Origin of the sequence: uncultured Finegoldia sp. (genome assembly GCF_947252345.1) — a bacterium.
Classification (GTDB): domain Bacteria; phylum Bacillota; class Clostridia; order Tissierellales; family Peptoniphilaceae; genus Finegoldia.
The window spans coordinates 1-15050 of sequence record NZ_CAMXVC010000037.1 but is presented as its reverse complement, the minus strand read 5'-3'; the positions used below and the strand labels follow the sequence as shown (position 1 = coordinate 15050).

Genomic DNA, 15050 nt, shown 5'->3' with positions numbered 1-15050 from the left:
TACATTCCGCATAAAATATTATTAAATTATTCCGTGTTTACGGGTTCAGGTCAAAGAAATCTGCTTTTCGATAGGGGTTATTTAGAAATTTCTGACCAAGATGTAATTTTGCCGGTGAAAATATCTTTTACTTGTTCTAAAGTTAAATCCATTGTGTTGGTATTTTCTTTGTTTACAATAACTGCTATTCCATCAATTGCGATGGGTTGTGATTTTAGTTGTTCTTTTTCTTTGTCTTTTAGTTCTCTTGAAGCCATTCCGATATCACAAACACCTTCTATAGCTGAGTTCATACCAGCTGAAGAGCCTGTTGATTGGATTTCGATTTCCACTTCTGGATACATTGCTTTGTAGCTTTCTGAGATTTTTTCCATTAATGGAGAGACCGAAGTTGAGCCCGCTAGTACAATTTTACCTTTTTGTGAATTTTTGTTGTAAGGTTTAGCTTTTTCAGGAAGTTGTTCGTAGCCTTGTTTTTTTACAATTTCTTGTCCTTCTTTTGAAAGAATGTAATCTAAGAAATCTTTTGGTAGTGGTTTTAATTCTCCTTTGTAAGCAACGTTAAAAGGTCTTGATATTTTGTAGTCTCCTTTTTGAACATTTTCAGAAGTTGCTTTGACACCGTTGATTTTAACTGCGTTGACTTTGTCGTTCAATGAGCCCAATGAAATGTATCCAATGGCATCTTTGTCTTGACCGACAGTCATCATAACAGCGTTGGTGCTGTTTTGTACGATTGCAGAAGCTGTTGTTTTGTCTTGCTCTTTTCCGTCAGCACCTTTTTCCAATATTTTAGTTATTTCTGTAAAGGCTCCTCTTGTACCTGAACCATTTTCTCTTGATACAACGTGGATTTCGCCTCCTGCGCTTTTATCAGAGTTAGAATCAGTAGAAGCATTTTCTGTTTTGTTTGAGTTGTCTGACGATTTTCCATCATCTTGTTTTGCACACGCTACCAAAAATACTCCAAATACAAGCATCATAGCAACTAACATAATTTTTTTGATTTTCAAATAAATCATCCTTTCTTAATTTAATTTACTAATAGAATACATATAAATTTTAAAATCCATATAATATCAATGTAAATTGTGTGTAAAGTTATTTGTTGATAATTTTTAAAAATAAAGTGTTATACTATTTTTAGGAGGGGTTTATGAAAAAATTACTATTAATCACAACGGGGGGCACGATTGCATCAGTTAATACTAATAAAGGATTGGCACCTGGACTACAACCACAAGATATATTAAATTATGTTAAATTCAAAAAATTTGACTTTGAATTAGATACAATAAGTTTATTCAGCATAGATTCTACTGATATCAGACCTAAACATTGGATAATGATTAAAGATACTATAAAAGAAAGTTATGACAAATATGATGGTTTTGTAATTACTCACGGGACTGACACATTGGCATATACCGCATCCGCTTTGGGATATTTGATTCAAAATAGTCAGAAACCTATTGTTATCACAGGTGCTCAGAAGTCGATTTCGAATGATATTACGGATGCAAAGAACAATTTAATAGATGCGTTGATTTTTGCGAGCAAGGAAAAATCCCACGGTGTTAATATTGTGTTTAATGGAAAAGTTATTTGTGGAAATAGGGCACGAAAAGTTAGAACGAAAAGTTTTGACGCTTTTGATTCTATAAATTATCCTTTGATTGCAATAATCCATGATGGAAAAGTTCTAAGATACATTGATGATAAATCGGATAATGAAGTCAAATTTTACGATAAAGTCGATGAAAGTGTGTTTTTGTTGAAGTTAATTCCATCCATCAGAAGCGATATTTTAGCGGCGATTTTCGAAAAATACGATTGTATCATTGTCGAAAGTTATGGAGTGGGTGGAATGCCTGCTAGCATTGCGGAGGAATTTTTAAAATTAATCGACCAGTATTCTACAAATAAGATAATCGTAATGACGACACAGGTTCCTCAAGAAGGTTCCGATATTGGAGTGTACCAAGTGGGAATGAGAATAAGAGAAAAATTAGAAGTTTTAGAATCTAAAGATATGACTCTTGAATCAGTAGTGTGCAAAATGATGTATGCGATGGGTAAACACAATAGAAATATCGACAAAATAAAAGAGGAATTTTATTCTGTTATTAATCACGATATTTCAATAATTGAATAAAAAATTATAAGCAATAAGACAAATTTGTTTTATTGTTTTTTTATTGTGAATTTTGAAAAGTTTAAAATATGAATTATAATTTAATTAGAGGAATATTATGAAAAAAAATGTGGATTTGTTTGTTGAAAAAAGAAATGAACTCATAGATTTATTGGATATGGGTAAGCTAAGCAAAAAAGATTTTATATCAAAGAATAATTCTTTGATTGGAAGTTTCAATTTACGACCTTTTATTACAATTAAAACGGTAAATGAGGGTATATTTAATTATCAATACTATAATTCTAAGGCGAAAGAGTTCAATATTTTAGCTAATAAGTATAAAAACAAAAAGCAAAAAAAATACAATGAGTATTTGAATAAATGTAGAAATTATTATCTTCAAAAGGATAATACGATTTTAAAAATTTTGGAATTGATTGACTTTAAAAATGTAGAGGCTTATTATATTGATATTTTATCTTACAGAATGAGAGATAATCTATACGAAATAGTTCTAAAGGATTATGAAAAGATGATTTTTCACACGGTAAATGAAAAAATAAAAGCAAAGCTTGTTGAGCATAATGTGTTCAATCCGGTAAAAAAAACATCCCTCATCGATTCTTACGTCAACGAGGGATACTAGTTATTTTTTTATTGTATTAGCTATTTGTTCTATTGGCATATCTTTGTTTAATTTAAAATTGCCTGATTTAAATGATGTTATTTTATTTTCTTTTAGATAATTCAAAAACTCATTTTCATCTTTAATGATATTTCCGCTTATTAAAATCTTGGACACATCCAAGTCTTTTGCCTCAGGCGGTATGGTTATCTCTATGTTTTTTACTTCGTCTGTTATTTGCTTGATATTTAATTCTTTTGAGTATGTAGAACTTTCTTGATAATTTTTGTTAAACATATGATTTATAGTTCTATACACAAAAAAAGTCGTAGCGAATAATATTAATAACAAAAACAAAATCTTTGCGAATTTATAAATAAAGTCAATTATGCCATCTACTAAGTTTTTCATAGTTCACCTTCCTCTTTAATTATAATGATTTTTAAGGTAATTTTCAAATAGGAGTTAAAATGAGACATATCAAAATAGATAATTTCAGTTACAATCAAAGAATTGACAGGTTTATTATGAAACTAATGCCAAAAATTAAGAAAAATCACATTCAAAAACTAATACGTACTAAAAAAATTAAGGTCAACAAAAAAAGAGTCGATGCAGACTACAATCTTCAACTAGATGATGTTGTTGATATTTATTTGTACGAAGAGGTTATTACAAAATACACTGACAACAAGATTTACTCAGCAGATGACTTTGATTTGGATATTATTTACGAAGATGAAGATTTGATAGTGATTAATAAAAAAGCTGGCGTATTATCTCATGCGGCTACTCGTGAAGATTACGGCAAAAATATAGTGGATATGATGGTAGCTTATCTGATTAAAACAAAGCAATTTACTCCGAGCAAAAATCAGACGTTTACTCCAGCTCTTGTAAATAGACTAGATAGAAATACTTCGGGTATTTTGGTGGGAGCAAAAAATTACGATAGCTTAAAATATTTTAATCAGATGTTTAAAAATCGAGATATAACAAAATTATACGAAACGATTGTGTGGGGTAATCTGGAAAATCAAACAATAGATTTAGCTTTGGAAAAAGACGAGAATAAGAACAAATCCTTGGTAGATGAGGATGGCAAAAAAAGTGTTACAAAAGTTTGGAATGTTGAAAATCTTGGGGATTATTCTCTGGTTAACATTGATTTATTAACTGGAAGAACTCATCAAATAAGAACACACTTGGCATACATTAATCATCCAATAGTTGGGGATAAAAAGTACGGAAGAAAAGATATTAATAAAAAATTTAAAGAAAAATACGGATTGAACTTTCAATTGCTTCATTCATACAAGCTGATTTTTCCAGATTGTATGGGAAAATACAAAAAATACGAATCTATGGTTTTTGAAAGTAAAAGAGATGACTTATTCAATAATATATTGGTGGATTTGGAGAAGTAAATGTTTAAGATAAAAAACACAGATAAAAATTATGAATTTGAAAACACAACTATATACAATTTTGCAAAAAAATGTGGGTTTGGGGACTCTATCGTAGCACTAAAAAACAATAAACTCGTTGATATTATGAGCTATGTTGAAGATAATGATGTTTTGGAATTTTTGGACGAGAAAAGCCCATACGTAGAAGATACTCTGATGAAGACGGGGATTATGATTTTACTATTGGCATTCAAAATTAAATTTCCAGATGAACAATTGGTAGAGGAATACACAATTGGAGATTATATGTATCTTCAATTTCAAAATAACAAGGAGATACACTACAAAGATTTGGACGAAATAAAGTCAATAATGGATGATTTGATTTTCAAGAATTTAGAGATTGAAAGGATAAAAGTATCGAGAGAAAAAGCGTTTGATATATTTGAAAAAGAAGGCTACGTTCAAAAATTTCGCTTGCTCAAAAGTCTCGACAAAAAAGAAATATTTTTGTACAAATGTATGAATCATTATTTCGGGATTGAAGGATTTGTTGCGCCTTCAACAAGATATTTGAAGCATTATAAAATAATGAATTACTATCCTGGAATTGTAATATCAGTTAGCAATAATGGCGAATTTAGTGAATTTAAAGAACAAAAATCATTGTCTAAAATTTTTGAAAAATCAAGAAAATGGACAGATATGTTGGATATTGGTTATGTCGGAAGTTTGAATGAGAAGATTAAACAGGGAGATATTGACTTTTTGGTTAGTGTCAACGAGGCTTATTTTGAAAATCAAATTTCATATATCGCGGACAAGATTATATACAACAATGCAAGATTGGTTCAAATAGCAGGGCCATCGTCTTCTGGAAAGACTACAATGGCAAAGAGATTGTCTGTTCAATTGGCGGTAAGAGGGAAAAAGCCAATTCCTATTTCAATGGACAATTATTTTGTAAATAGAAAAGATACCCCTTTGGATGACGAAGGAAATAAAGATTATGAATCAATAAAAGCCCTGGATTTAGAACTTTTCAACAAGAATTTGATGAATTTATTAGAGGGCGAATATGTCACTTTGCCAATTTTTAACTTCATTACAGGTGAGAGAGAATTTAGTGATAAAAAAACTAAATTAGATGATAATGGCATTATAATAATTGAAGGTATTCATGGTTTGAATCCAAAATTGACTAAGCTTGTTCCAGATAAAAATAAATACAAAATTTACGTTTCTGCATTAACGCAGCTTCGCATTGACTGCCACAACAGGATTTCCACAACGGATATGAGACTAATTAGAAGAATGGTCAGAGACTTTGTTCAAAGGGATAAAAGCGTCGATGATACTCTATCTGAGTGGCCTAGAGTTCACGATGCTGAATACAAAAATATTTTTGCATATCAAAATGAGGCAGACAGTGTTATAGATTCTTCATTAATATATGAGATTAATATTTTGAAAAAATACTTCACGAAATTAGTGAAAAATTATGACAAATACGGAGAAAACTACACAGAAATAGAACGATTAAAATCAATATTAAACTATTTTATAGATATCGCGGATGATTCCGTAGTTCCCCAAAACTCAATTTTAAATGAGTTTATAGGAGATTATAATGAGTAAAAGATTGCTTTACACGAACAAAAACTCATCGAAATTATTTGATGAAAATATTTCGTTTTTAGAGAAACAAATCGAAAAAAATAACACTGATTTTATTTTGATTTTGCCAAATAGAAAATTAATCAAAAACATAAGAAACAAATTTTTGAAAAAACAATCTGTTTTGTGTGATGTTAAGATTTGGACGTTTGATGATTTGGTCAGTGCATCGGATATTTCTTCGTATATGACCGATTTGATTATAAGATTATCGATAGAGTCTCTAATTGAAGAAGGGGTTTTCGAAGATAACAAATTTTTCAAATCTAAAGGATTGATTGACGCTGCCAAAAAATTCATATCAATATGTAAATATTCAAATAAAGATGAAATTGATTTGGGAAAATGGGACAACTACAGCATCAGTATAGGGATTTTGATTAAAATTTACGAAAAATACCAATCAATTTTAAATCATCAAAATATTTCAGATAAATTTGATTATTACAAGTGCAAAAATATTAATCTTCAAAAAAGCAAGGATATTTATATTCACGGATTCAGTGAATTTAGGCCTATTGAATTGGAAACGATTAAATTTTTAGAAAATTTTGATGTGAATATCAATATTTTTATTGATTATTACAGTGATTATAAATCTAACTTAAAAACAAAATTACAAGAAATTGGTTTCGAAGTGCTAGATTCTACAGATAGTACAGAAAATTGCAAAATATTGGATAAAAAAATAGTTAAAATAACAAATGAAATCTTGGAAAAAGATAGATTGATTTATGAAATATCAGCAGATTCATTCAAATATGATTACGATAAGATGGCAATTCTTGTCGAAAAAGACGAAACAAAAAAAGAAATCATAAATACGCTAAAAAACAAAGGAATCCCGGTTTTTAGTGATGATTATATTTGTCACAGCGATTTTAAAATATACTCGGATATTATTAATTTACTGGACAAATCAAAGAATTTTAAACAGTATATATTTTCTATGTTGGACAGTTGTTTATTGTGTTTTGAATTGAACGACAAAATCAATTTCAGAAATATTTTGATTGATTATGAATTTGATGATTGGGAAAGTTTATCTGAAATTTTGAAATTAAATGTGAATTATGAAATCAATATAAAAATTTGTCAAGAACTTAAGAAACTTTACGATTTTTTCAACTGCGACAATCAAAAATTAATTGCCAATATTGTAAAAATACTAGAAAACACGGAGATTGAAGAACAAAATTATAAATTATTCACAGAAAAATTACTGATTATTTTGCAAGAATTGCAAAAAACTTATGACGAGCTTGTAAAACAGATTAAAAACATTGAAGGATATCTGACAGATGTAATTGTGAATTTGAGAGTGGATTCAGCAGATTATTTAGTAGATGGAATCAGAATTTACAATCTAACAAATATTAGATTGTCAGAATATGATGTTCTCTACATTGTAAATATGAACGACGATGTAATCCCTGGAAAAGTGAGTTACAATTTTTTCTTTAACGAAGATAATATAGACTATCTCAAAGGAAAATCTGTTGATGTTTTATCAGACAAAGACAACAGACAGCGTAATATTGACAGGTATTTTGATGCGATATATCGAGTAAAAAACAAGCTTTATATTTCATATAATACTGAAAACAAAATAAAATCTCGATTATTATCCGAAAAACAAATTCTAAGCCATCAAAAAACAAAAAAAGCAATTAAAATTTCCAATAAAATTGAAAACAAGATAGGAAAAAATATTACCTTAACGAGATATGACAAATTCTCACTTAAAAATTATTTAAATCAAATTGAAACTAAATCCGAAGCCAAAAACATTGAGGATTTTGTGGTTGATGAACAAACAACAAGAAAGATTATTGAAGGAGAATTATCGCCGACAAAGATAGAAACATACTTTCAATGTCCGATGAAATTTTATTTTAAATATTATTTGAACTTAAAATCAGATTCAAAATCAAGAAATCTAGTTTTGGGAAATGTTCTTCACAATACCTTGGAAGAATTTTACGGTATTAATATCGAGAAAATAAAAAACGCTGTGGATTCTTGTACAGACATAGATACATCAAGCTTAGATAAATTGTTGAAAAATTCATTTGAAAAATATGGACTTAATGTCAATATAAAAGAAAATGAATTTGATTATGAAAAATATCTTACTAAACTCGATGATTTTATTAAACAAGATATCAATAAAATGACAACAGAGTTTGAAAAATTCTATCCCTTCAAGTTAGAAGAAGAATTTAAAGTAAAGATAGGTTCGTATACATTTTGCGGAAGAATTGACAGAGTTGATAAATCAGATAATGGAAATATCAGGCTTATAGATTACAAACTTTCAAATAATAGCTTCAAAAAGTTACAAGATTTGGAAAAAAACGAAGGATTTCAATTTGCAATCTATAAATCATACGGAAATGTTTTAAGCTGCAAATACAAAAGCATCCAGGATAATGATGAATATGAATTTCTACAAAATATAAAACCTGAAGAACTAGATGATATCGTAATCGAAAAAACAAATGAGTTTATTGATAACCTTAAAAATAAGCAATTATTCATAAAAGCACACGACGATAGAACTTGCGTTTATTGTGATTATAGTAAGATTTGCAGATTAAGAAATCAAAAGGAGATAGTAAATGATTAAATTTTCAGATAATCAAAAATTGGCGTTTTCAACTATCGACAAAAATGTTTGTGTTAATGCAGGTGCGGGAACAGGAAAAACTGAAGTTGTGTCGGAAAGATTCAAGTATATGTACGATAGCGGTGTTGACATCAAGAAAATTGTCTGCATAACGTTCACCAACAAAGCTTGCGATGAGATGAAGGACAGAATAATTAAAAAGTTGAACAATCCTAAATTAATAGATGATATAAATGTATCCACAATATCTTCTTTTTGCAAAAAAATAGTTTCAGACAATTCGTATTATCTGTCTATTGACCCTGGATTTCAAATATTTGAAGAAAATGAACAGAACAAAATGGTTGATGAGATTGTCGGAGAAATCTCCCAGAATAACATTGATTTTATCAAATCAATAGGAAGTATTTTCCAGACAAATTACAGCGATACAGTTGGAGTTGTGAAATCTTCTTATTATAAAATGAGAACAAATAATGTTGATTTTTATGAATTGAAAAATCAAACGTTGGATTATTTGAAATCTTTACAAGATTTCAAAGCTGAAGATATCATTTTTTTGAAAAGTTTTCTTTTTGATTTAAAACAAGAGTGTGAAAACATCAAGGATATCAAAAAAAACAGCAAACTGTATAAATTTTTAAATGATGAAAGGCAACTAACTGATAGCGACGATTACATCCGTTTTTTGTTTGAAAGTTACAACCAAATAGGAGATAGCACGAAGGAAAACGTAAGAGAAATAATTGACGAAGTAAATAAAAAAATTGAAGAAACTCTTAAGCCTTTGGAAAAAGGTGATTTTGTTTTGTATGAGAAATTTTTTGAGTTATTAATAGAAATTGACGAAAAATATTCCGAGAAAAAAACAGAACTTGGTGTACTTGATTTTAATGATATCGAATTAATGTGCAAAAAAGTCCTAGAAAACAGAGAGATTTTACAAAATTCAAAAAATAAGTATCAGTTCTTTATGATAGATGAATTTCAAGACACATCCAATCTTCAAAGATACATATTCTATACGCTTTGCAGTGATGATGAAAAATTAGACAGAAATAATTTGTTCGTGGTTGGAGACCCTAAACAAGCAATATACAGTTTTAGAGGCGCTAACATCAAAGTGTTCAATCAAACCAGACAAGACATTATTAAAAGCGGCGGTGAAGATATCACTTTTTATGAAAATCACAGAACGCATCCAAATATAATGGAACCAATAAATTACATTTATTCTAATAAAATGAAAGAACGATACGACAAATTGATTGCAAAAAATCCAGCAGGCGATGTGATTGGAGAAGACGAATTTAAGAAAAACACCAAAGATGAAAAAACACACAATGATTCTTGCAATGTATTAGTTTCTTATATAGATGAAAAAAATTTCAACGATACTGCAATTTTAGCTAGGACCAAACAAGATTTAGAGTATTACGAACAAAGTTTGAAAGATAGGAATATTCCTTATTATCTTTTTGACAAACAAGGATTGGAAGATTGTATCGAAATTTTGAATCTCATTCAATTTATCAAATACGCTAGATACCAGGATGATATCAGCAAAGTCGGGGTGCTTTCTAATATTTACAATATAGAATATAATGACATAATAAATGACACTGATGATTTCAAACAAATTCAGAAAATTTTGGATACACATTCAGAGAAATTTCTGAACAATTTGATGCAGCACAAAATTTATTTTGCTTTGAGCAATTATATACAAGAAATAAAGTATTTTGAACTACTGAATGACATACAAAAAAGAGCAAATGTCATAAAATTTTTGGAAATAGCTAAGCAATTTGACTCCAATAATTACAGCGTTGATGATTTCGTTAGTTTTTTCGAAAATAACAAAAACATCTATCAAATGTCTTACGAAGACGAAAAGAGCAATCTAGTAAAATTGATGACAATTCACAAGTCAAAAGGATTAGGATTTAAAAATGTAATCGTGGACAATGTTTCTAAATTTACAACATCAAAAGATAAATTCTTCCTTTATGTTGATAATGAAAATGAGAAGATTTATTTCGCACTAGATTTTCCATTTTCAATTTTTAGGAAAAATCACATCAAAGACTCAATAGCACAGGCAGATGAATATGAAAATGACAATTTATACTACACCGCATTTACAAGGGCAAAGGAGCAATTGTCATTTTCAAATTCCAAAAACTCAGGACACTTTAAAAACATAAGTCAGTTTGTAGATGATTTAAGAGTAGAAGGCAAAATCAAAATATTAAATAAAAATGATAAAAGCTTTGATTTGAAACAGAAAAACCATTCAAAACAAATTGTCAATCCGAAAAAATTTGAACAAAAGAAATTCATTCCGATTGGCATAACAAATATGATGAAAAATGAATCAACAGATAATGATAAAGATTCTTTTCAAAATAATGAAAATATAAATTATATATTACTGGGAAATTTGGTGCACTTGTATGCGAAATTATTCGACGGGAAAAATCTCGTTAAATTGAAAGAAACAAGTTTTTTAAATGAAAAGGAGCACAAAATATTTGAAGATGCTGTCGGAAATTTTAGAAAAATAATCACAGATTTTTCAAATTACAAAAATGAAATGGATTTTAATTTAATGTTCGAAAATTTGATGATTTCCGGTTTTATGGATAGAGTTGAATTTTATGAGGACGAGATAAAAGTATATGATTACAAAATAAGTTCACAATCAAAACAATCCTTGTACGAAAAATACCATATTCAATTAAAATTTTATGCTTATGTACTGAACAAAAAATACAAGAAAAAAATCAAAATGGTTCTTGTGAATTTGAGAAAGGGCTATACTATTGAAACCAATTACAACGGAGATTTTGAAATAGAAGTTGAAAAGTTTTTGAATAACTATTTGAAAAAATTGAATTAGCAAATTTATGAGTTATAATAATACAAGAGGTGTAATATGAGTATTAAAGTGCTTTTAGTAGAAGATGAAGATAACATTAGACAATTTACGAAAATAAATTTAGCAAGAGAAGGGTTTGAAATTTTGGAAGCAGATTCTGGAGAAAAAGGAGTGGAATTAGCCGAAGAAAACAAACCTGATGTAGCGGTATTGGATATAATGTTGCCTGGAATAGACGGATTTGAAGTTTGTAAAATTTTGAGAAACAAATATCCTGATTTGGTTATTATTATGCTTACAGCAAAAACACAAGACAATGATAAAATTGAAGGATTGGAAAGAGGAGCGGATGATTATTTAACTAAGCCATTTAATCCGAGAGAATTGGTTTTGAGAATTAAATCTGTTTTACGAAGAAGTCCAACTGCAAAAAAAGACAGCCAAATTATCGAAGATGGAACGTTCAAATTGGATATGTACTCGAGAAGTTTCTACAAAAATGGAAAAGAAATAACACTGACACCAACGGAATTAAATATAGTCAAATTATTGATGAAAAATCCTGGAAAAGCTATTACCAGAGATGAGTTGATGGATAAAGCGTGGGGGGAAGATTTTATTGGTGATGCAAAAATTGTCGATGTGAATATGAGACGATTGAGAAGCAAAATTGAAGAAGATTCTACTCATCCAAAATATATCGTAACAGTTTGGGGAGTGGGTTATAGATGGGAAAATAAAAAATAATGAGCATCAAGAATAAAATAATGTACTCATTCGTTTTTTTGACGAGTATCACTGCGATAATTTTGGTTATTTTTTCGATATATGCTACCAAATTTTACTATTATTCTACAATGGAAGGCATTTTGAATAATGAAATAAGATACTCAACGAATTTGTATAGTTCTTACATGGCAGATTATGAATTAGAAGAAGTAATCGCAGAAGACAAAAATCAGTTTTACAGGCAAACAGATTGTCAAGTACAAATATTAGACAATAATCAAGTTGTAGTATTCGACTCTATTGCTAGTCCGAATTTAGGACAAAAAATCAAAACTCCGGATGTTGTAAGCGCATCAAATGGACAAAATGGAAGCTACACCGGAAAGGTTGGCTACACAAATTCAAATATTATGGCAGTTTCGGTTCCTCTGGAATCAAGGGGCAAGCAAGTTGGAATATTGAGATATATTTCAAGCTTAAAAGAAGTTGACCGTGCGATAAGAATGAAATCTGTATCTTTTTCTTTGTTCGGATTTTTGGTAATTTTGTTTAGTATGCTTATCAGTAAAATTTTGACAAAGAGTATCATTAAACCGATCAACAACCTCGCAAAAGTTGCTGAGAAAATGGCAAAAGGTAATTTTGAGGTTAGAGCAAAGGAAAATAATTCAGATGAAATCGGAAGACTAGCGATGACGTTGAATTTATTGACAGACAATATTAACAAAAAAGAGCAATTGAAAAATGAATTTATTTCGAGCGTATCTCACGAACTAAGAACACCTTTGACATCAATAAAAGGTTGGGCTCAGACATTAAAATATGACCCAGCGGATTTGGAAACTACTACAATGGGAATTGACATAATAGACAGTGAATGTGACAGACTTACAACTATGGTAGAAGAATTGTTGGATTTTTCAAGATTTACTTCTGGACGAATTTCAATTGTCAAGACAAAACAAAATTTAATCGAACTCGCAGAACACATTAAAAATCAATTACTTCCAAAAGTCAGAGCGAAAGGAATTGATTTGATTTTAAATTATGAAAGCCCGGAACTCATCGCAACATTTGACCGCGACAGAATCAAACAAGTTTTTATAAACATTTTGGACAATGCCATAAAATTCACTCCAGACAAGGGTACTATTATAATTAATATTGAAAGAAATGAAAAATTTGCAGAAGTTTCGATAATTGATACGGGAATTGGAATTTCTTTCGAAGAAATAGAATTAGTTACGGGAAAATTTTACAAGGGCTCTAACTCGAACTCTCACGTAGGATTGGGATTGTCCATTTGCGAAGAAATAGTAAAGCTACACAACGGTGAATTGATGATTAAATCAAAACTAGATGAAGGAACAACTGTTTCCTTTACACTTCCTTTAGGAGATGATGAAGATGAGAAAAACAACTAGTATACTTATTGGAACAATAGTATTGATTTTGTTAATTGTCTTTATTATGTTTAGAAACAAGGAACAATCAGCTGTAGAAAATGTAAAAGTTCCAGAAAATAATATGTTGATTACAGCTGGCGTGTGGAAAATCGAAAAAAAGCAAAATTTTTCAGATTCAAAGCCAAAAGCAGCGGATGAAATAGGAAAATTATACGTCGATGAATCTATAGTAGTATTTGGCAATAGATTTACAATAAATCCAAAATTTTCATCTAAATTTGTAAGTGTACAAAATTATTTGAACGCAAAGACTAATGACGAAAACATAAGTAAAAATTTTCAGAAAGACAAAAAAGTTGTTGTGACAATTTCAGATGGAAGTAAATTCTACCAAGATATTGTAGTAATGGATAAAAATAATATTATTTTGCCGTTTAACGGTGTTTTGTACTACATGAAAAAAACTGAAAATAAAGTAAGCAGGTCATTTATTGAAAACTATCAGTCATCTTATGAGAATAAATACAGCGAAAATAAGAACAACAATCTAAAAGACAGAGAAAATATTGCGCTCTTGTTGGGAATTAAAAACAAAGTAGCGCGAAATGGGAAAAGTAGCCTATCGTACAGGACAATTTTATTGGATATTAACAAGAATAATAGCGCACAAATTTATCAAACATCATCACTGTTTTTTCCGAGGAAAAATGGTTTTTGGATAATGAAATACAATCAAAACGAATTTGACAATAATCATGTAGAACAGTTTCTCGCTAAACCTGTATATTCAGGAGATAATTCAAAAGATAATCGAAAATTAGAATTTGATTCACCTACTGAAATAACTTATCTTGGTCCTGAATATGTTTCAGTTATGAAGGAACAAGACCAGTTTGAAGAGTATTCGATTTTTGATATCGACAAAATGAGCAATAACAATGAATTAAATATTGAGCAGATAGGTGGTAAAGAGGCTGTCAATTCTTTGAAAAACTCAATAGCAGAGGAATTTACAAACTCAAATGTAGATGTTTCAATAGACGGGAAAAATGAAAATTACAAAAACATTGGCATTGTAAGAAATTCTGGAAAATGGAGCTACCAAACTCAGTATACTTTTAAACAGAATAATGATATAAAATTAAAAAATGTAAACTTGAATATTGTTTCACATTTAAATATTTCGCCTGATGAGTTGTCGATGAACTGGCAATCAATTAAAAATTTAAAATCCAGCGCGATAGATGCTTTTTCGTCTCCGGATAAGAGAATTTTGATTGTGCAAACACCGGATGAAATATTGATTTATGATTACTCGAACAACAATAAATTTATTGGAAGTATACCAATTTCCAAAGACGATTCTATAATAATGAGTGAGTGGGCAGTGGGAAATTATTCTGAAATTTGGAAAAAAGAGTTTAGGAATAACGAAAAAATTCCTTCGTCTTTTATCACTAATCAAAAATAAAATAGAATATTAAATCAAAATAGACAGTCAAATGACCTGAACCCCAAAATCCGGAATACGGATGGAGGGGTTTTTGTATGCCAAAA

General features: G+C 29.4%; 11 protein-coding genes. 9 read left to right on the top strand and 2 right to left on the bottom strand.

Annotated elements, in window-relative coordinates:
* Nucleotides 1-77: 77 nt before the first annotated feature.
* On the bottom strand, nucleotides 78-1013 hold the full coding sequence (locus Q0X02_RS07190; protein ID WP_297813683.1) for a substrate-binding domain-containing protein: 936 nt from the start codon (nucleotides 1011-1013) through the stop codon (nucleotides 78-80).
* A gap of 143 nt (nucleotides 1014-1156) precedes the next feature.
* Here Q0X02_RS07190 and Q0X02_RS07185 point away from each other — a divergent pair, with 143 nt between their 5' ends.
* Nucleotides 1157-2155: an asparaginase gene (locus Q0X02_RS07185; RefSeq protein ID WP_297813680.1), complete on the top strand. Its 999-nt coding sequence runs from the start codon at nucleotides 1157-1159 to the stop codon at nucleotides 2153-2155.
* A 97-nt stretch (nucleotides 2156-2252) separates the two neighbouring features.
* Complete coding sequence (locus Q0X02_RS07180; RefSeq protein ID WP_297813677.1) at nucleotides 2253-2783, top strand: DUF6648 family protein; 531 nt, start codon at nucleotides 2253-2255, stop codon at nucleotides 2781-2783.
* Here Q0X02_RS07180 and Q0X02_RS07175 read toward each other — a convergent pair whose 3' ends face one another.
* Nucleotides 2784-3173 carry a hypothetical protein gene (locus Q0X02_RS07175; RefSeq protein WP_297813674.1) on the bottom strand — a complete coding sequence of 130 codons (390 nt, stop codon included), beginning with the start codon at nucleotides 3171-3173 and terminating at the stop codon, nucleotides 2784-2786.
* A gap of 59 nt (nucleotides 3174-3232) precedes the next feature.
* Here Q0X02_RS07175 and Q0X02_RS07170 point away from each other — a divergent pair, with 59 nt between their 5' ends.
* Genes Q0X02_RS07170 through Q0X02_RS07140 form a run of 7 tightly spaced genes read left to right on the top strand, consistent with a single transcriptional unit; the run spans nucleotide 3233 to nucleotide 14964 of the window.
* The gene (locus Q0X02_RS07170; protein WP_297813671.1) at nucleotides 3233-4189 is read left to right on the top strand and encodes an RluA family pseudouridine synthase; all 957 of its coding nucleotides are present in this window, start codon (nucleotides 3233-3235) and stop codon (nucleotides 4187-4189) included.
* Nucleotides 4190-5809, top strand: a complete 1620-nt coding sequence (locus Q0X02_RS07165) for a nucleoside kinase (RefSeq protein ID WP_297813668.1) — start codon at nucleotides 4190-4192, stop codon at nucleotides 5807-5809.
* Nucleotides 5802-8477, top strand: a complete 2676-nt coding sequence (locus Q0X02_RS07160; protein ID WP_297813666.1) for a PD-(D/E)XK nuclease family protein — start codon at nucleotides 5802-5804, stop codon at nucleotides 8475-8477. The genes Q0X02_RS07165 and Q0X02_RS07160 overlap by 8 nt, the downstream gene beginning before the upstream one ends.
* Nucleotides 8470-11379, top strand: coding sequence for an exodeoxyribonuclease V subunit beta (locus tag Q0X02_RS07155; RefSeq protein WP_297813663.1), 2910 nt, complete (start codon nucleotides 8470-8472; stop codon nucleotides 11377-11379). Before Q0X02_RS07160 ends, Q0X02_RS07155 begins: the two co-directional genes overlap by 8 nt.
* Before the next feature lie 36 nt (nucleotides 11380-11415).
* Nucleotides 11416-12105 (top strand): response regulator transcription factor, encoded by a 690-nt coding sequence (locus Q0X02_RS07150; protein WP_297813661.1) that lies wholly within the window; start codon nucleotides 11416-11418, stop codon nucleotides 12103-12105.
* A complete protein-coding gene (locus tag Q0X02_RS07145) occupies nucleotides 12105-13511 on the top strand; it encodes a HAMP domain-containing sensor histidine kinase (RefSeq protein WP_297813657.1) in 1407 nt (468 codons plus the stop codon). Before Q0X02_RS07150 ends, Q0X02_RS07145 begins: the two co-directional genes overlap by 1 nt.
* On the top strand, nucleotides 13495-14964 hold the full coding sequence (locus Q0X02_RS07140) for a hypothetical protein (protein WP_297813654.1): 1470 nt from the start codon (nucleotides 13495-13497) through the stop codon (nucleotides 14962-14964). The genes Q0X02_RS07145 and Q0X02_RS07140 overlap by 17 nt, the downstream gene beginning before the upstream one ends.
* Nucleotides 14965-15050: the final 86 nt, after the last annotated feature.

Excerpts from the sequence above, each read along its gene's own strand:
- Q0X02_RS07165 (WP_297813668.1), top strand. The coding sequence starts at position 4,190 with ATGTTTAAGATAAAAAACACAGATAAAAATTATGAATTTGAAAACACA.
- Q0X02_RS07175 (WP_297813674.1), bottom strand. The coding sequence starts at position 3,173 with ATGAAAAACTTAGTAGATGGCATAATTGACTTTATTTATAAATTCGCA.
- Q0X02_RS07170 (WP_297813671.1), top strand. The coding sequence starts at position 3,233 with ATGAGACATATCAAAATAGATAATTTCAGTTACAATCAAAGAATTGAC.
- Q0X02_RS07155 (WP_297813663.1), top strand. The coding sequence starts at position 8,470 with ATGATTAAATTTTCAGATAATCAAAAATTGGCGTTTTCAACTATCGAC.
- Q0X02_RS07140 (WP_297813654.1), top strand. The coding sequence starts at position 13,495 with ATGAGAAAAACAACTAGTATACTTATTGGAACAATAGTATTGATTTTG.
- Q0X02_RS07150 (WP_297813661.1), top strand. The coding sequence starts at position 11,416 with ATGAGTATTAAAGTGCTTTTAGTAGAAGATGAAGATAACATTAGACAA.
- Q0X02_RS07185 (WP_297813680.1), top strand. The coding sequence starts at position 1,157 with ATGAAAAAATTACTATTAATCACAACGGGGGGCACGATTGCATCAGTT.
- Q0X02_RS07145 (WP_297813657.1), top strand. The coding sequence starts at position 12,105 with ATGAGCATCAAGAATAAAATAATGTACTCATTCGTTTTTTTGACGAGT.
- Q0X02_RS07160 (WP_297813666.1), top strand. The coding sequence starts at position 5,802 with ATGAGTAAAAGATTGCTTTACACGAACAAAAACTCATCGAAATTATTT.
- Q0X02_RS07180 (WP_297813677.1), top strand. The coding sequence starts at position 2,253 with ATGAAAAAAAATGTGGATTTGTTTGTTGAAAAAAGAAATGAACTCATA.